General features: G+C 59.1%; 19 protein-coding genes. 6 read left to right on the top strand and 13 right to left on the bottom strand.

Features of this window, described 5'->3' with window-relative positions; all coding sequences use genetic code 11:
• Positions 1–46: 46 nt before the first annotated feature.
• From ACXAIC_RS19710 to ACXAIC_RS19700, 3 genes are all read right to left on the bottom strand, one after another.
• Positions 47–874, bottom strand: a complete 828-nt coding sequence (locus tag ACXAIC_RS19710) for an ABC transporter permease (protein WP_475184162.1) — start codon at positions 872–874, stop codon at positions 47–49.
• Entirely contained in the window at positions 871–1584 is a 714-nt protein-coding gene (locus ACXAIC_RS19705) for an ABC transporter permease (RefSeq protein ID WP_475184158.1), read from the bottom strand. The genes ACXAIC_RS19710 and ACXAIC_RS19705 overlap by 4 nt, the downstream gene beginning before the upstream one ends.
• A 132-nt stretch (positions 1585–1716) precedes the next feature.
• Positions 1717–2493, bottom strand: a complete 777-nt coding sequence (locus ACXAIC_RS19700) for an ABC transporter substrate-binding protein (protein WP_475184155.1) — start codon at positions 2491–2493, stop codon at positions 1717–1719.
• 365 nt (positions 2494–2858) lie between these two features.
• Here ACXAIC_RS19700 and ACXAIC_RS19695 point away from each other — a divergent pair, with 365 nt between their 5' ends.
• Entirely contained in the window at positions 2859–3506 is a 648-nt protein-coding gene (locus ACXAIC_RS19695) for a glutathione S-transferase family protein (RefSeq protein ID WP_475184154.1), read from the top strand.
• On the opposite strand, the gene ACXAIC_RS19690 is transcribed toward ACXAIC_RS19695, so the two are convergent.
• The gene (locus ACXAIC_RS19690) at positions 3507–4442 is read right to left on the bottom strand and encodes a LysR family transcriptional regulator (RefSeq protein WP_475184151.1); all 936 of its coding nucleotides are present in this window, start codon (positions 4440–4442) and stop codon (positions 3507–3509) included.
• Between the two features lie 175 nt (positions 4443–4617).
• On the opposite strand from ACXAIC_RS19690, the gene ACXAIC_RS19685 reads away from it, so the two are divergent.
• The gene (locus tag ACXAIC_RS19685) at positions 4618–5613 is read left to right on the top strand and encodes an MBL fold metallo-hydrolase (protein ID WP_475184148.1); all 996 of its coding nucleotides are present in this window, start codon (positions 4618–4620) and stop codon (positions 5611–5613) included.
• A 61-nt stretch (positions 5614–5674) separates the two neighbouring features.
• Here the strand turns inward: ACXAIC_RS19685 and ACXAIC_RS19680 are convergent, their stop codons facing one another.
• The 6 genes from ACXAIC_RS19680 to ACXAIC_RS19655 all read right to left on the bottom strand — a co-directional run bounded on the left by ACXAIC_RS19680 (position 5675) and on the right by ACXAIC_RS19655 (position 10694).
• On the bottom strand, positions 5675–6952 hold the full coding sequence (locus ACXAIC_RS19680) for a molybdopterin molybdotransferase MoeA (RefSeq protein WP_475184146.1): 1278 nt from the start codon (positions 6950–6952) through the stop codon (positions 5675–5677).
• Positions 6949–7470 (bottom strand): molybdopterin-guanine dinucleotide biosynthesis protein B, encoded by a 522-nt coding sequence (gene mobB, locus ACXAIC_RS19675; protein WP_475184144.1) that lies wholly within the window; start codon positions 7468–7470, stop codon positions 6949–6951. Before mobB ends, ACXAIC_RS19680 begins: the two co-directional genes overlap by 4 nt.
• Positions 7467–8120, bottom strand: coding sequence for a molybdenum cofactor guanylyltransferase MobA (gene mobA, locus ACXAIC_RS19670; RefSeq protein ID WP_475184142.1), 654 nt, complete (start codon positions 8118–8120; stop codon positions 7467–7469). Before mobA ends, mobB begins: the two co-directional genes overlap by 4 nt.
• Complete coding sequence (fdhD, locus tag ACXAIC_RS19665) at positions 8117–8980, bottom strand: formate dehydrogenase accessory sulfurtransferase FdhD (protein ID WP_475184139.1); 864 nt, start codon at positions 8978–8980, stop codon at positions 8117–8119. Before fdhD ends, mobA begins: the two co-directional genes overlap by 4 nt.
• Positions 8981–9239: 259 nt before the next feature.
• Positions 9240–9698, bottom strand: coding sequence for a BLUF domain-containing protein (locus ACXAIC_RS19660; RefSeq protein WP_475184137.1), 459 nt, complete (start codon positions 9696–9698; stop codon positions 9240–9242).
• Between the two features lie 315 nt (positions 9699–10013).
• Positions 10014–10694 (bottom strand): SDR family oxidoreductase, encoded by a 681-nt coding sequence (locus ACXAIC_RS19655; protein ID WP_475184135.1) that lies wholly within the window; start codon positions 10692–10694, stop codon positions 10014–10016.
• A gap of 280 nt (positions 10695–10974) precedes the next feature.
• Here ACXAIC_RS19655 and ACXAIC_RS19650 point away from each other — a divergent pair, with 280 nt between their 5' ends.
• The gene (locus ACXAIC_RS19650) at positions 10975–12138 is read left to right on the top strand and encodes an Mrp/NBP35 family ATP-binding protein (protein WP_475184133.1); all 1164 of its coding nucleotides are present in this window, start codon (positions 10975–10977) and stop codon (positions 12136–12138) included.
• A 188-nt stretch (positions 12139–12326) separates the two neighbouring features.
• Positions 12327–13565, top strand: coding sequence for a multidrug effflux MFS transporter (locus tag ACXAIC_RS19645; protein WP_475184131.1), 1239 nt, complete (start codon positions 12327–12329; stop codon positions 13563–13565).
• A 65-nt stretch (positions 13566–13630) separates the two neighbouring features.
• On the opposite strand, the gene moaA is transcribed toward ACXAIC_RS19645, so the two are convergent.
• From moaA to ACXAIC_RS19630, 3 genes are all read right to left on the bottom strand, one after another.
• Complete coding sequence (moaA, locus tag ACXAIC_RS19640; RefSeq protein ID WP_475184200.1) at positions 13631–14620, bottom strand: GTP 3',8-cyclase MoaA; 990 nt, start codon at positions 14618–14620, stop codon at positions 13631–13633.
• A gap of 217 nt (positions 14621–14837) precedes the next feature.
• A complete protein-coding gene (locus tag ACXAIC_RS19635) occupies positions 14838–15284 on the bottom strand; it encodes a MarR family winged helix-turn-helix transcriptional regulator (RefSeq protein WP_475184129.1) in 447 nt (148 codons plus the stop codon).
• Complete coding sequence (locus ACXAIC_RS19630) at positions 15277–16383, bottom strand: Acg family FMN-binding oxidoreductase (protein WP_475184126.1); 1107 nt, start codon at positions 16381–16383, stop codon at positions 15277–15279. Before ACXAIC_RS19630 ends, ACXAIC_RS19635 begins: the two co-directional genes overlap by 8 nt.
• A gap of 214 nt (positions 16384–16597) precedes the next feature.
• Here ACXAIC_RS19630 and ACXAIC_RS19625 point away from each other — a divergent pair, with 214 nt between their 5' ends.
• Both ACXAIC_RS19625 and ACXAIC_RS19620 read left to right on the top strand, forming a co-directional pair.
• Complete coding sequence (locus tag ACXAIC_RS19625) at positions 16598–16939, top strand: ArsR/SmtB family transcription factor (protein ID WP_475184124.1); 342 nt, start codon at positions 16598–16600, stop codon at positions 16937–16939.
• The gene (locus ACXAIC_RS19620; protein ID WP_475184122.1) at positions 16936–17370 is read left to right on the top strand and encodes an SRPBCC family protein; all 435 of its coding nucleotides are present in this window, start codon (positions 16936–16938) and stop codon (positions 17368–17370) included. Before ACXAIC_RS19625 ends, ACXAIC_RS19620 begins: the two co-directional genes overlap by 4 nt.
• Positions 17371–17432 lie beyond the last annotated feature (62 nt).

Here is a 17432-nt window from a genome sequence, read left to right as displayed (position 1 = left end):
GGTCCGGGCAGGGCGGCCAACGGGACTGCAGGCCGAAGGGGAGGGGTCAGCGCTTCAGGTGACGGGTGAGGCGCTGTTCAATCTTATCCCAGACCCGGCGCAGGGTTTCAACGATGAAGAGATACATCACGGCTGCCCAGATATAGGCCTGAAAGTCATAGGACCGGGAATAGGCCCGCCGGGTTTCGCCCATCAGGTCATAGATCGTCACAATCGAAGCAATCGCCGACCCCTTGATCATCAAAATGATCTCATTGCCATAGGGCCTGAGGGCAACCACCAGAGCCTGGGGCAGGATGACCTTGAAAAAGGTGACGGGTCTCGACAGTCCGAGGGCCTGAGCCCCTTCCCACTGACCGCGAGGCACGTTCAAGATCGATCCGCGAAGAATTTCAGCCTGATAGGCGGCCGTGTTCAGAGAAAATGCAAAGATCACGCAATACCAAGCTTCGCGAAAGAATGTCCAAAGCCCCAAGTCCGTCAACTCCTCTCTGAAGGCCCCGGCGCCGTAATAAATCAGGAATGTCTGGGCCAGCAGAGGGGTGCCCCGGAAGAAATAGACATAGGCATAGGCAGGCCAGGAAAGCAGCTTCCACCTTGACCCTCGCGCCACGGCAATTGGCAGGCTGAGCAAAGCTCCGATGAGCAGCGAGACGCTGACAATTTGAATCGTAACGAGAAAACCATCGGCGAATTTGGGCCAGTATTTGGCAACAAACGGGCTCGCAAGATTGTTGCCGAGATAATAGAGCAAGGAAACGCCGGACACGAGCCACAGAGACATCAGAACATGGCCGAGAATGCGCGCATTGGTCCAGGCACGTGGCGGCAGAGGCGGCGGCGTGGCGCCGGTTTCAGGATTTGCAGCAATCATCTCGCAGCATCTCCTTTTTTGGTCCAGCGGTCTATCCATGTCAGTCCGGCGGAGGACACCATGGCCAGCACAAGATAAATCAGACAGGCAACACCGAAGAACAGAAACGGTTCCTTGGTCACCCTGGCAGCGATACCTGCTTCGCGCATGAGGTCAGGCAGGCCGATCACGGACACAAGAGAGGTCTCTTTCAGCAGGATGAGCCAAAGGTTCGCGAGCGCGGGAAGCGCGAGGCGGATCAACTGGGGCAGGATCACGAGTGTTAGGGTTTGAAACCGGGACAGGCCAAGCGCATGACCGCCTTCATATTGTCCCTGTGGAATGCCCTTGAAGGCAGACAAAAAGGCTTCTGACGCGTAGGAGGAAAACACAAGGGAAAGTGCGACCATCCCTGCGACAAAGGAATTCACTTCGAAATAGAAATCAAAACCGGCGAGTTTCAGGGCAGCCTGGAGGCCTATCTGGACTCCGAAATAGACGAGAAACAGCGTGAGAAGTTCCGGAAGCCCCCGGAAGATGGTCGTGTAAATATCTGCCGCGAGCTTGAGGCTGGCTTCGCTTGAGTTTTTGGCAACTGCCAGCAGAAAACCAAGCAGTAGCCCAATCGGCAAGGACGCCAGGGCGAGGGCCACTGTGACAAGCGTACCGTACGCGATCTCGTCACCATAGCCTTCCCCTCCGAAGGACAGCAGCGTCAGAGCGTCATTCATGAGCTGGCGCTTCTTTCCGTTTTGTTTGAAGCTCCGCCCGATGGGGCGCGCCCACCGGTGAAGTTTTGTCCCCTTTGGCAAAGCGCGGCGCTGATGAGCGCCACGCTTCCTCGCGTTTCAACGGAAGAGAAATCAGCCGCCGTAAACGTCGAACGAGAAATACTTGTCGTTGATCTCTTTGTATTTTCCGTTCGCCAGAATGGCTTCGATGGCTTTGTTGAACATCTCTTTCAGCTCGCCGTCATCCTTACGGATCGCAATGCCGGCGCCCTCGCCGTTGATGACCGGATCGGGGGTCAAGGTGCCGAGCAGCTTGCAGCAGGCACCATCTTCCGTGGCCAGCCAGTCGGACAGAACCACGACATCGTCGATCACCCCGTCGATCCGGCCGCTGGCCACATCAAGCTTGTACTCATCCGGGGTCGGATAGAGCTTCAGTTCCGCAGAGGGAAGTTTTTCCTCCGCATAGTTGGAATGGGTCGTGGAGGACTGGGCGCCAAGAGTAAAGCCCTTCAAATCCGCATCAGCGGTTCCGGCAATCTTGGAATCCTTCGGCACGGCGATCGCCGGCGGGGTGTTATAGTATTTGTTGGTGAAATCCACCTTTTGCTTACGCTCTTCGGTGATCGACATGGAGGCGATGATCGCGTCGAACTTCCCGGCTTGCAGGCCAGGAATGATACCGTCCCAGTCAGAGGTGACGAATTCGCACTCCACCTTCATTTCCTCGCAAAGAGCTTTTGCGATATCGATGTCGAAGCCGACCAGCTGACCGTCAGCGGTCAGGGAATTGAACGGAGGGTAGGCGCCTTCGGTTCCGATTCGAACCTTGGACCAGTCTTTCGCCTCAGCGGCACCAACGGCAGCCAGAACAGCAACAGCAGCGGCAGCCATACGCAAAACACGCATTTATTTTCCCCTTGATTATGTTTGCGGCGCAGGAAAAACAGTACTCCTTTGCCAGAAGGCTCTATTCCATACACTTCCGCCCAGATTTCAAGCATGCACAGAAAAAAAACACAGCCTAATTCATGCCGCTACAACGTTTGGGAGGTGTTCTTTCAGGAAGGACATGCTGAGGGCTGTATTCGTGTGCGCGTGTGAGGGGACATATTTCAACAATGCAGACCGGCACGGATCGAAAACCCTTATGAATTGGATGAAATGATTGAATTGGAGCAGGCGCGCGCGCCGGGCTAACAAACGTTTGAGGAATTTGTTGAAGGGCCTCACGGGGCTGTCCCGTGGCGCCTTGTCCTGAAACCGGAGGCCCCATGGCACAATTTGAACTCTTCATCGGCAACAAGAACTATTCGTCCTGGTCCTTCCGGCCCTGGATCGCTCTTCGGCAAAAGGCCATTCCCTTCACCGAAACGCTGATTCCGTTTGATTTTGACAACGGCAATCCTGAGTTCAAGGCTTTCTCGCCGAGCATGAAGGTGCCGGTTCTGAAGGACGGCGACCTGACGGTTTGGGATAGTCTGGCGATCCTCGAATATGCCGCCGAGTGTTGTCCCGAAAAGCGGCTTTGGCCGGAAGACCAAAAGCTCCGCGCCCATGCCCGCGCCATAAGTGCGGAAATGCATTCCGGCTTCGGCGCCTTGCGGGGAGCATGTCCGATGAACATGAAGCGTCCGGTTGAAGTCTTGTCCGTCAATGAGGGCGTCAAAGCCGATGTGAACAGGATCCTCGACATCTGGGGCGAATGCCTGGACGTGTCGGGCGGGCCGTTCCTCTTTGGCGATTTCACCATTGCCGATGCCATGTATGCCCCGGTCGTCAGCCGGTTTGCCACTTACAGCCTGAGCGTTTCGCCGGTGTTTACGGCCTATCACGCGGCCATGACGGCCACTGGCGCCTGGCAGGAGTGGGAGGCGGCCGCTCTGAAAGAAACCTGGTATGTCGCGGTCGATGAAATCTGATCAACCCGCGCGCTTGACCGGGGCATGGCCGAGCGCTTCCAGCGCGCCCCGGTCTTCAAAATAGCTCCGCAAACGGTCCACAAACCGGCGCACTTTCAACGGGATGAACCGGTTGGACGGATAGACTGCATGGATGGGATGCGGCGGGTAGCGCCAGTCCGGCAGCACCAGCTCCAGCTCCCCGGACTGGAGCTGCGGCTCCACCATCCAGCGGTTGGCAATGGTGATGCCGAGCCCGGCAAGCGCCGCGCGGCGCAAGGTCGCCGAGTTGTTGATTTTCATGGACGGGCAGATCTTGATGGACAGTTTTTCGCCCAGGGTGCTGAGGAACGGCACCCGGTCGCCGGTCGAGATGTTCTTGTAGAGAAGATAGTCGTGATCGGGCAGATCCGCCGGATGCTGGGGCCGTCCGCGCCGGTTGAGATAGTCCGGTGAGGCGATCAGGCAGCGCTGCGCCACGCCCAGCCGTTTGACGATGAGCCGGTCATCCTTGATGTCTCCCATGCGAATGGCAATGTCGAGCCGTTCCTGGATCACGTCGACAAATTCATCCGAAAGCGAAATGTCCAGCAGCAGGCAGGGGTGTTCTTTCTTGAAGGCGATCAGGAACTCCGACAGGATGCTCTCGGCAAAGCCAAGAGGCAGGCCGATTGAGAGCGGACCGGACATTTGCGCGTCTTCGCTCTGCACGGACCGGTCGGCCTCCTCCAGACGCTCCAGAATGTCGCGTGCATAGCTGAAATAGCGCTCACCTGCCTCCGTCAGGTGCAGCTGGCGGGTGGTGCGGTTCAGCAGGCGCACGCCAAGATCGGTCTCCAGACCCCTGACCTGCTGGCTGACCGCAGGCTGCGAGATGCCGAGATGCTTTGCGGCTGCGGAAAAACTGCCGAGATTGACGGACTGAACAAAGCTGGCGAGGGCACTGAACCGATCCACTAGAGGCTCCATTTATCGCAAAGACGCTTTAGATATAAGCATAGATTATGAGTTTTATAAGTTAGGGTCCTCTTCAAAAATAATTTGAATGAAACATTTTCTAGAAAGCCCGGCCGGGTCACCGGTCGGGTCAGTCAAATCGACCATTCTCAAGGACTAAGCAGGAGGCAGACTTATGACCTTGTCCAACATTTCCTTTTCCCGACGCTCTTTCCTTGGAAGCTCCGCCGCTGCCGGGGCCCTGTCCGCAGCGGGGGGGCTGGCGCTGATTTCCAGCAAGGCCCACGCATCGGCACCCCAGTCGGGCGCGCCGATGGCTGGCGCCTTGCGCTACAAGGTTGGCAGCATGGAGGTCACCGCGCTTCTGGATGGCTATCTGGATGTCACGCCGGAGATTGTTGTCGGCTATGACGACGCCGAGGGCCAGCGCCTGCGAGACAAGGCGCTGATTGACGGTAACGCGCTCCGCATTCCCGTCAACGCCTTTCTGGTGAACACCGGAGAGCGTCTTGTTATGGTTGATGCGGGGACATCCGATGCCCTGGGGCCGACCATGGGGCGGTTGCCGCAGGCTCTGGCGGCTGCGGGCGTGTCTCCAGCCCAGATTGATGCGCTTCTGATCACCCATATGCACCCGGACCATCTGTTCGGGGCGGTTGACGGAGACGGCAAGAAGGTCTTTGCCAATGCGGAATTGATCCTGCCGGAGACCGACCATGCCTTCTGGCATGATGATGCGATGATGAATGGCGCCCCGGAGGAGTTCAAACCCTTCTTTGAGGGCGCGCGCCGGGCCGCGGCTGCCTATGAGGGCAGTACGACGCTTGTCTCAGGCGACGAAGAGGTGCTTCCCGGCTTCCGGACGATGGCGCTGCCGGGTCACACACCCGGTCACACCGGTTTCCTAATCGACAGCGATGGCGAAACGCTGGCGGTTGCCGGGGACATTTTGCATATGAGTGCGTATCAGTTCGACAGGCCGGACTGGGGGATCGGCTTCGACATCGATGCCGCTCAGGCGGCGGCGACCCGCAAGGCCTTCTTCGATCAGGCTGCCAGCGAAAAGCTGCTGTTTGCCGGCGCCCATGTTCCGTTTCCCGGACTTGGCCATGTGGCTAAGGAAAAGGACAGCTACCGGTTCGTGGCCGCCAGTTGGCCCTATGCCTATTAAGGCCATGCTGGTCTTGTTGACCAGTGCCTGACGAGAGCCCGGCGGACCGCCGCCGGGCTCCTTATCGGATCCCAAATCCGGAAAAGGGCAGATAGCGGACCATGTCACCTGCCTTGATGCTTGTGACCTCTTCCGGGATCTCGATCAAGCCATCGGCTTGGCGCAGTCCCGTGATCAGCCCGGACCCGTCTCGCATGAACTTGTAGGCGGCTGGGCGTCCCGCCGCATCAAGGCCGGTATAGCCACGGTAAAACTCCCGCCGATCGGGCTTTTTCTTTGCAATCTCGAAGGCTGCCGGCATCTCGAAGCGTTGCGGCTCCAGAAATGGCCCGCCGGACAGACGGCTGATAACGGGCCGAACATAGAGCAGGAAACAGACCATCGCGGCCACCGGGTTGCCTGGCAGTCCAAGAAACACGCAGGATTTAATCGTGCCAAACATCATCGGCCGGCCGGGCTTGATGGCCAGTTGCCACATATGACGCTGCCCCAGCGCATCCAGCGTTGACAGGATATGGTCCTCTTCGCCCCGGCTGGCGCCTCCGGTGGTCAGAATCACGTCAAATCTTTCAGCGGCCTCCGACAGCACCGCCTGCACATGCGCTGCGTCGTCCTTCAAGATCCCCAGATCCTCGATCTCAAGGGGGAGGGTGGCGCTCAGGCCGCGCAGCAGAAAATGGTTGGAATCATAGACATCGCCGAGCGAAATCAGCTGGCCGGGGCGGCGCAACTCGTCCCCGGTCGAAACCAATGCCACCTTGAGCTTCTTGCGCACGGAAACAGCCGCCTGGCCTGTGGAGGCGATCGCGGCAAGATCCTGCGGGCGCAGCAGCAGGCCGGGGGACAGCAGCGTACTTCCCGCCATCACATCCTCTCCCGCTTTCCGGCAATTGGCCCCCGGTCTGAGGCCTTGCGGAACGATCACGAACTCCTGACCGTCCTGCTGATGACGCTCACAATCCTCCTGCATGGCCACCGTGTCCGCGCCCGGCGGCATTACAGCGCCGGTGAAAATCCGGGCGGCAGCCCAGGGGCCAAGCAGACCGCCGGTGCCCTGTCCGGCGGCAATGCGCTGCTCAAGGCGGAAGAAGCCCCCGGCCTCGTCAAAATCCGCGTGGCGGAAAGCATAACCGTCCACCGCTGAATTGTCGGCCAGAGGCACGTCTCTTGGAGCGGTAACCGTTTCCGCCAGAATGCGCTCCAGCGCGCTCTCCAGGGGAACAGTTTCGGTGTCCGCAACTGGCGTCAGCCGGTCTTTGAGGATCGCAAGCGCCTCGTGGTGACGCAGCCGGTCCTTGTCATGCAGAAAGCAATCATCAAGCAGGGACTTCCCGGTCATGTTGCGGCCTTCCTCAGGTCAAGGCGGGACGCAATGAAGTCGGCCATGGCCGGGACATCGTCCAGGTGGAAAACAGGCAAGGTTTCTGCCGGAAGATCATGATCGGACGCGATCGCCAAAATGTTCGGATCACGAGGGGCCAAGGCTCCCCGATCCGCGCTTTCGGCCCGCCGGGCCTCGATCTTCGGATGGCTTTCCCGCTTGTAGCCCTCGATCAGGATCAGGTCACAGGGGGCAAGCCGGGCAAGGATCTCATTGAGCGGCGGTTCCTCATCGCCGTTCAATTCATGCATCAAGGCCCATCTGCGCCCGGACACTAGCGCCACTTGCTGCGCGCCCGCCTCCCGGTGGCGGAAACTGTCCGTTCCGGGATGGTCGATATCGAAACTGTGATGGGCATGCTTGACCGTAGACACTTTCAAGCCGCGTGCGGTGAATTCGGCCACAAGCCGGGTGACAAGCCGGGTCTTGCCCGAATTCTTCCAGCCGGTGATGCCAAAAACTGGGGGGGGGGTCATGGGGCAAGCGCGCTCAGGGTTTGGCGCACGGTTGTCAGGTCATCCGGACGATTGGCGTTGAAAAACGGGTCCAGCCCTGTTGCTGGGTCAGGGTCAAAGGACACCTCGACACTGTCATGCCGGTCGACAAAGGCCAGCACCTTGCCGCTTTGCCCCGTGGAAAGCCACGTATGGAGATCGTCATGCAGGGCCACGGGCCAGAGCCCGAATACCGGATGAAGCTTGCTGGAGGAGGAGGCAAGGGCAATGACGGGCCGGTCAGCAGGCACAGCCGCCCGCAACCGGTCTACAAGGTTTTCGGGAAAGAACGGCGTGTCGCCGGCAACCGATACCACATGGGTTGTTTCAGGGTGATGGCCGCGGGCATGGGTAAGCCCGGCCAGAACCCCGGCCAGCGGTCCGGCAAATTCCCCGACGGGGTCGTGCGCGACCGGCAGGCCAAACTCCGCAAAGCGCGCAGGGTCACCATTTGCATTCAGCACAGTGGCGGGGACCTGAGGGGCGAGCCGGGCAAGGATGATTTCCAGCATGGAGGTTCCGCCAACATCCATCAGGCTCTTGTCACCTCCACCCATGCGCCGCGATTGCCCGCCGGCCAGGACGCAGCCCATGATCCTGTCTGCAGCCAAGCCCGAATGCCCTGCTGTCATTGCGCTGCAAAGCTCCCTTTCCGTTTCACTTTCTCCGGCTCGTCATCGGCAAAGTCCGGGTCCATGTCAAATTCGATCCGTTCTGTGCCCGACAGTGCAACAAAGCGCTTGCCCCGCGCGCGGCCGATCAGGGTCAGACCGGCCTTGCGTGCCAGTTCCACACCCCAGGCGGTGAAGCCGGAGCGGGACACCAGAATCGGAATGCCCATCATCACCGTCTTGATCACCATCTCGGAGGTGAGGCGTCCGGTCGTGTAAAAGATCTTGTCGCTGGCGGGAATTCCGTTCAGCACCATCCAGCCGGCAATCTTGTCTACGGCGTTGTGGCGGCCGACATCTTCCATATAGACTAGGGGCCGGTCCTCCCGGCACAGCACACAGCCATGGATGGCCCCAGCTTCCAGATAAAGAGACGGAGTGGTGTTGATGGTTTTGGTGAGCCCGTAAAGCCAGGAAGTCTTGAGCGTTGCCTCCGGCCTCAAGGTCACGTCCTCAAAGCCTTCCATCACATCGCCGAATACCGTGCCCTGGGCGCAGCCGGAGGTGCGAACCTTCTTCTTCAGTTTTTCTTCGAAATTTGTTTCGGTTTCCGTGCGCACCACAACCACATCCAGATCGTCGTCATGGTCGATGGCGGTGATCACGTCCTCCGGCGCCAGCATGTTCTGATTCTTCAGATAGCCGACGGCCAGAAGGTCAGGATGATCGCCAATCGTCATCATCGTGACCACTTCCTGGGAATTCAGATAAAGGGTCAGCGGTTTTTCAGTCACAACCCGGGTTTCAACCGGTGCCCCGGTCTGGTCGATGCCGTTGACGGTGGTTGACAGTCCGGGCTGCTCCGGATCGGGCTTCAGCATGTAAGGGCCTGGCAAAGGCGCGCAACTCCCAATGTGATCTTTTCCGGAACACTATGGGACGCCAAAGGGCAAGGGCAAGATCTTAGTTGATCCTGTTGGTTGGTGGCGGATGGGAACAGACCAGCCCGGCGAAGAGAAATCGGACACATAAATTCGCAGGGCTCCGGCCACCACCAAACCTCCTCAGATCTTTCCGTCCCTTCAGGGCGGGGCGTCTAGAGGCATGCCGGTGCAGAGTTATCCGGACGGGCGGCGCCCGTCAGATCATCAGCATGTCATTTGTCAGGCGGCCCTGCTGCAGTTCCATCGCAAAATGGCTGAAAGCAAGATAGGCTTCATCGCGGGTCACGGCGCTCGGATGATCCAGAAGCGGCCGCAGCACCGGATGCTGCGACGCAGCCACGCCGTCGGTCAGGTCCCGGAAAAACATGAGCGAATTCGGGAACAGGCGGAAATCCACCGGTTCATGGATGAGTCCTTCTATATCATGCAGGCGCGGGTCGTTCATGACACAATAGACGGTGTCAAGAACCTGGCCGGTCTGGCCTTCCAGAACCTGAATGATGTGCTGATCCACCAGGAGCAGGGCGCCGGTGACCCCGGCCTTGCGGTTGATACGGCGGATACGCAGCAAGGTTCTGTCGATTTCGTCGGGCAGGGGCAAGCGCATGTTGTCCCATTTGATTTTGCTGCGATAGCAGGCGCGGTAGAGCTCCATTGCGTGTCCGATCTTCTGAATTCCGATACCTCCAGCCTGCGCCTCAATTCCTCACAATTTCTTAAAATTTGAATCAAAATGAAAGAAGAACGTGGATACCGATCTCCGGCATGCAAAGATCTGAGGATAACAGTGCTTGGGGCTTGAAAGCAGATTTCTTGGCGGGCGACCAAAACAACGTCAGATTATCTTTATGTGGAAAAGCTGCCGCTCGGTGCTGCAGCGGCCAGTGTGCAATCTCTCATTAAGGACTGTCTATACAGCCCTTGCGGCGACTCACAGCAGCGGAGCCCGCCGGGGAGGCTTTACAAAACCTCAAAACGGGCGCTCCTCGCCCGTCCATTTAAAGAATTTGCCCGTGCCGGTCATGGCAAGGGAGACCGCGATGGCCATAATTCCTTCAGCAACGTCTTTGGGATCATTGTCGGCTTGAGGCCCGCCCATGGACGTTCTGACCCAGCCCGGATCAATCAGTGCGACTGCAATTCCCTCCGGCTCCAGATCGGTGGCAAGGCCCTGCATGACCTTGTTCACTGCAGCCTTGGAGGCGCGGTAGGCGAGCGTGTCGGATTTCCGGTAGCCCATCCACGACATCTGGCTGGAAACGGTCAGGATCTTGGGGCTGGGGGCTTTTCTTAGCTGCGGCAGAAAGGCCTGGGAGACCGCGAGCGGTGCCAGGGCGTTGACCTCCAGTGTGCGGGCGAAGCCCTGAAAGTCCATATCGTCTGTGGTCTGCCGGTCCGGGCCGATGATGCCCGCATTGTTGATCAGAAGATCAAGAGGCTGTGCCAGCCCGGCCGCGGCCCTGTGAACTGCCGTGTGATCGGTGACGTCGAAGACCAGCGAATGATAGTCCGGTCCCAGCAGGGCGGCGGTGTCCCTTGCGGCCTCATCGCTGCGCACAGATCCGTAAACGGTCCAGCCGGAGGAAAGGGCGGTCCGGGCGAGATCGAAACCGATCCCGCGGTTGGTCGCGGTGATAAGGCAAGCGGGCATCGTGGGGTCCTGAAATGTCGGAGGGTGGCGAGAAAGGTACTTCCAGGAAAATGGGGGCGGATGGCAGGCAAACCGGTTTCCCTTTGGGACACCGAATCTGTTTATGGGAACGCATTGAAGGCTGCACCGCACCGCGAACGCTTTCAAGAGGGCACGACCTTCCAGGAAAGTGCTTATTGGGAGAGTGTGGCAATAGCAGGTTGTTTTTGTCGCTACGCAAATTAGATTTCCGGTCAGCCCTCCGGCAGAGCGAGCCGCCGGATATCAGACAGGACAGACTATGAGCGAACCAATCAAAAAAGCCGTCATGGACCGGTTACGGCAGATCAAGGGACCGGATCTTGAAGGAGACATTGTGTCCTTGGGGTTGGTCTCCGATGTGTTTGTCTCTGATGGCCGGGTCGCGTTTTCCATCACTGTTCCGGCAGAGCGGGCCCAGGAACTGGAGCCCTTGCGCCAGGCGGCAGAAAAGGTCGTCCGGGACGTCGAGGGGGTTGAAAACGCCATGGTGGCGCTGACCGCCGAGCGCACACCGGGCAGTGCAAGCAGCGCGCCACCCAAACCCGCAGCGCGCCCGGCCTCAGCGCCACAGGGCCGCGCTCCGCAAGGGGCTGACGAGCAGGCCACATCGAAGCCGGGTGTTCCCGGCATCCGGCACATTGTGGCGGTTGCCTCGGGCAAGGGCGGGGTCGGCAAGTCGACGACAACCGCCAATCTTGCGCTTGGAATGGCGGCGAATGGCCTGAAAGTCGGTGTTCTGGATGCGGATATCTACGGCCCGTCCGTGCCCCGTCTCTTCAACGTTTCTGGACGTCCGGAAGCCGTCTCCGGCCGGGTGCTGAAACCTCTGGAAGGCTATGGCATCAAGGTCATGTCGATGGGCTTCATGGTGGAAGAGGAAACGCCTATGATCTGGCGCGGGCCAATGGTGATTTCCGCCCTGACCCAGATGCTGCGCGAAGTAGCCTGGGGAGAACTGGATGTTCTGGTTGTCGACATGCCGCCGGGAACCGGGGACGCACAGCTCACAATGGCCCAGCAAGTGCCGCTCGCCGGTGCCGTGATCGTCTCCACCCCTCAGGACCTTGCCCTGATTGATGCCCGCAAGGGGTTAAACATGTTCAAGCGTGTGGATGTGCCGGTGCTCGGTATTGTCGAGAACATGAGCTATTTCCTGTGCCCGGATTGCGGCAGCCGCCACGATATTTTCGGTCATGGCGGGGCGCGGGCCGAAGCTGCAAGGCTAGGCGTGCCGTTTCTGGGTGAAGTGCCGCTCACCATGAAAATCCGCGAGACGTCCGACGCGGGAACGCCGATTGTGGTCTGTGATCCTGAGGGCCCGGTCGCAGCCATTTACAAATCCATTGCCGGAAAAGTGGTGGCCTCAATCGAGCGGCCGGAGGGCGCAGCCGGGAAGGTGGCACCGAAAATCGTCTTTGATTGATGTCCAAAAGGGGCGCCGGGCCGGTTGATCAGCGGCCCGGACCGTTCCGGGATGCAAATGGTCAGCTTGCAGCCATTTTCACTTGTACTTTCAATGTTTCACAGCCTGTTCACGCCTTCGGTCTATAACGTATCATCCGTTGAGTCTGTCTCAGATTTCAATTTTTTGTAGAGGGTGTATCTGCAGGCATGATGTCCAGCCAATCCGAGCCGTCCCGTCTTCGGAAAAAACCGTCCATTGGTATCCTGATTGCGATTTCAACGGTCAGCCCGTTGGCCATGCAGATCTATTTACCGTCCCTTGCTGGCATGATGATCGTGTTCGCCGCAACGCCTGACGAGATCCAGCTGTCCATGTCGGCTTATTTCATTGCCGTGGCCGTGTCGCAGCTGTTCTGGGGGCCCCTGTCCGACCGGTTTGGCCGCCGTCCGATCATTATTCTAGGCATGGCGCTTTTTGTGGTTGGCACGGTTTTGTGCATGATAGCGCCAACGATTGAGGCGTTGATTGCTGCCCGGGTGCTTCAGGCGGCCGGAGGCTGCACCGGAATGGTCCTGAGCCGCGCCATCGTGCGCGACCTTTATGGTTCAAGACAGGCGGCCAGCATGATTGGTTATGTCACCATGGGCATGGCCGTGATGCCGACCATTGCCCCGGCCATTGGCGGGCTCATGGACGAGTTCTATGGCTGGGAAGGCGGCTTTATTCTTCTGCTCCTGATTGGGATCGCCATCCTTTATGCAAGCGTCTCCCACCTGCCGGAAACCAATCTTCAGCGGGAAAAGACCTCCACAAGACAGGTCCTGCGCGCCTATACGGCCCTGTTGCGCGAGCCGCTTTTCTGGAGCTATGCCCTAACCGCAGCCTTCTCCGCCCTGACCTATTGCGCCTATCTTGGCGGGGCGCCCTTCATCGCGGCCCAGATCCTGAAGATGAGCGCTGCTGAAATGGGTTTCTATTTCATGTTTGTGGCCCTTGGGTACATTGTCGGAAATTTCATTTCGGGCAAATTCGCCGAGCGGGCCGGGCTCTATCCGATGATCCTGAGCGGCACAGTGATCGGGGCGCTGTCCGTGGCGCTGATTGCCGGGTTCGCTTATTTTGGAATTGTCACCGGACCCAGCCTGTTTCTGCCCATGTTCGTCCTTGGTCTTGGCAACGGGGTCTGTCTGCCCAGTGCAATTTCCGGAGCGGTCAGCGTCCGTCCGGAGCTGGCCGGGTCCGCCTCCGGTCTGGTTGCATCCCTGCAAGTGGGGATGGGGGCTGTGGCAGGCTCTCTGGTGGCTTGGCTGTTCGCCCACAGTTTCCTGGCCGGGTCCCCATGGAGCATGATCTGGATCATGGCACTCGGGATTACCGCCAGCCTGATTACGGCCCTGTCAATCAAACCGGTTGCCGAAGCAAGCGGTTTCATGCCCGCCGAATAAGTCCGGCGGGCTTTTCTCGAAAAGAGCTGGTATTTTGAAGACTGCCACCTGGGCCGGAGCTGTGATCAGCCTCCGGTGACGCTCATGTGGCGGGACACGGCCGGCTGGCGGGACCGCCGGTCGATCACAAAGTCATGGCCCTTGGGTTTGCGGCCAATAGCCTCATCGATTGCGGCATTCAATAGCTCATTGCCCTCGGACGCCCGCAAGGGCGCTCGAAGATCGGACATGTCGTCCTGGCCGAGGCACATATAAAGCTGACCGGTGCATGTGACCCGGACCCGGTTGCAGCTTTCGCAGAAATTGTGGGTGAGGGGCGTGATAAAGCCGAGCCGCCCCCCCGTTTCCTCAATCGTCACATAGCGTGCCGGCCCCCCGGTCTTGTAGGGGATATCCGTCAGGGTGAACTGGCTGGAGAGACGGCTGCGCACGGTCGACAGGGGCAGATACTGGTCGGTGCGGTCGCCATCAATTTCGCCAAGCGGCATGGTCTCGATCAGTGTCAGGTCATGTCCATGGCCGTGGCACCATTCCAGCATCGGCACGATCTCGTGCTCGTTTACATCCTTGAGGGCAACCATGTTGATCTTTATCTTCAGTCCGGCCGCGCTTGCCGCGCGAATGCCGTCCATCACCTTTTCCAGATCGCCCCAGCGCGTGACAGCCTGGAATTTTTGTGGATCAAGAGTGTCGATGGACACATTGATGCGCCGGACACCGCAGTCATGGAGCTCTTGCGCATAGCGGGCTAGCTGGGAGCCGTTGGTTGTGACGGTCAGTTCCTCCAAAGCCCCGCTGTCCAGATGGCGTCCAAGGCTGCGGATCAGGCTCATGATATTCTTGCGCACCAGCGGTTCGCCGCCGGTCAGGCGCAACTTGCGCACGCCTTTTTCAATGAAGGCGCTGCACAGACGGTCCAGTTCTTCCAGGCTGAGCACTTCCCGTTTGGGCAGAAAGGTCATGTCTTCAGCCATGCAATAGACACAACGGAAATCGCACCGGTCGGTGACGGAAACGCGCAAATAGGTCACTGCACGTCCGAACGGATCAATCATGGAAGCCGCTCCACTGGTCTGTCCGCCCGTTCCAGAAGGAACGACAATGCTGCCGTCGGTCACGTTTCGTCTCCCTCACTCATTCTTGTTGCAGCCATCATATGGCGTGCCCGGCACCAAGATCAATCGAAACAGCATGGCTGCATCCTCTCTTCGACCGGCAGGTAAACTTTACAGTGTAGACTTGTCAATCTGCAGCCCGCAGGTCCCGAGACAGTCAGTCCCGGCTTGCGTCGAGTATGGCGCGGATTTCGGCCAGGACAGGAACCAGATCCCGGATCCTGTCGTCCGGGCAGTGCTGACGAAAGGCATGGATATCCGGGTCGATCGCCCCGATGGCCTCGTCACGGAAGCGTTGACCGGCCTCTGTCAGCCAGACGGTTTTGCTGCGCCCGTCCTCCGGATTGGGCCGGATCTCGACAAAACCATGTGTCTCCAGCCCATTCAGCGTATGGGTCATCGTAGTCTTCGGAACCTGGAAGGCCCGGGCGAGCGCGAGCGGGGTCTGGCCGTTTTTCACACGGACCAGGTGGTTGACCACACTGAAATGCGGCAAAGTCATCCCCTTGGGCAGCCGGGCCTCCAGCGCGGTGCGGCTGAGCTGGGCGATGATCCCGATTTCGTTGAAAAAGGCAAAGAAGAGCGTCCGGGTCTCGTTATCCATTCATGATCCGTGTGTTGAGCGGCCAGCGGGGCGAGGGCGGCGTGATCGGGCCGTATCCCAATCTCCCCAGCATCTGAACCGTTTCTCCCGGTTTGGCAAGCAGGTCATGGGCTTTCATGTGGTGGGGCTGCATTTCCTCAAATTCCTGAAGGGCCTGGCTGACCGGGTGCAGCGCGAGCCCGAGCCGCGACGTTTCAAGGTTCAGCCGTAGCCAGCGCCGGCCGGCAGCGATCTGGTCCGCTCGTGTGTTCGAAGGACTGGTCAGGACGGCATAGGCCGGTGTCGCCGCAAGCATCTCCCGGTAGATTTTGACCCCTTCCTGAAATCCCGTCGAGGTCGTGTCGAGCTGATCCTCGCGGCTCAGGACACCGGCCAGCATGAGCGTTTCAAGAAAAGGGCCGCCGAGATCAATGCCGTCAGGATTGGCATTGATCTCGGCCTTGCCGAAGCGCATCAGATCAACGCTTTCCTTGAGCGTCCGGTGGGTATGCATTTCCGTGAGCCAGGCCTGCCAGGTCAGTTCCCGGACCTTTGCGACCGTGCCTGCATCCGTGAGGATGGTGGCGAAGGCGCTGAGGGCGTGAGCCGTCCGGTCCGGCACTGGCTTATCCAGAAACGGTTCCTTGCAGGTGCGCCTGAGAAGGATCTGCGCGGCCAGGGGATCGGGTTCCTGACCCGGGCGCAGGGTGACGTGGGCAACCGGACCGGCTTCCCCATCGGGAAACAGTGTGATGTCGGCCGTATGGTTTTTCATTGACGCAGCGACGGACATCAATTCCAGAAAGCACCCCAGCCCAATGAAGATCTGCCGGTGAAACGGGTCGGTCTGCGGCAGGTCCCGGGCCTCGTCCCGGTGCAGCAAAAACTGGTCGCCTCCCTTAAGCTCCAGAAGCCAGGGCTGTCTGTTATGCGGATTGGGAGCGAGCAGCGCATGGGACAGGGCAAACAGTCTCGGATCTTCATAAGACCCGGCCGTTTGCCAGGGAGCCAGGGCTTTTTCCGGTGTGCGGGTCATCAGGAAGGAACCGGCCGATGCTCCGGCTGCAACAACGGCGCCCCCACCAAGAATTGCAAGGGTCTTTCTGCGTGTCAGGGCCATGTGGATCTCCTCTAGTGCGATATCGCATTAAATAGTACGAAATCGCATCAAAATCAACAGGCGCGCAATTTTCCGGGTAATGCACATGTTGAGTCTTGGCATAACACCAAAAGGTGTTATTTAATATAACACCAAAAAGTGTCACAAAGGAGAGGGCAATGATTTCGATGAAAGTCCGGAGCACGCTGGACAGGACCGGAGGGGAAGGCTGACCATGAGCACGGGCCCTCAACCGGTCTTCCGGGCGCTGTCAGACCCGACCCGGCGGGAGATCCTGCTGCTTTTGTGCAAGGAAAGCCTGGCGATCTCTGAAATCTCGGATCGGTTCGGCATCACCCGGACCGCGATCAACAAGCATCTGGCCATTCTTGAAGAAGGCGGCCTCGTCAAAAGCGAGACGATCGGACGGGAACGGCGCAAAAGCCTTTCCCCCGACCCCTTGAAATCCGCTTTCGAATGGCTTGGCGTCTTTGAACAGTTCTGGGACGCAAAGCTATCCAACTTGCAGCGTGAAATTGCCAAAGACACGAAGGACCGGGAAGGAGATATGACATGACTGCCACAACGATGACCAAGACCATTTTCTTGAAAGCCCCGCGTGAAACTGTCTGGGCTTTCTTGACTGAGAAAGACAAGCTCGCCCGCTGGTTTCATCCGGCCGAAGAAGACCTTAAGGAAGGCGCCGACTACACGCTGCTCGACCAGCATGGCAACATGGACAGGATCTGCTGGGGCAAGGTTCTGGAAATGAGACCCCATGGAAGCCTCGTCTATACGTTCACCGTGAAGCCTTTGAACGGGGCCATGACAACGGTGCGTTGGACGCTGGAAGAGGCTGCGGGCGGCACGCGCCTGACGTTGGTTCATGAAGGGATTGAGCAGGCTGCAGGAGAAGCGGCGTTCCGGATGTTGACGGCGCTTGATGCTGGCTGGGATGAACATTTCGGGCGGTTCCGCAGGGAAGTTCTTGCGCCCGTCCCGGCGTAGCACAGATGCCTCGGCGGTGGGCCGGCAGGAAATTGCAGGCCAATCGGTTGATCCAGTTCCTG

Source organism: Roseibium sp. AWQ4_254 (assembly GCF_056161025.1).
The sequence above is the reverse complement of the archived record's forward strand: the minus strand, read 5'-3'. Positions and strand labels throughout refer to the sequence as shown.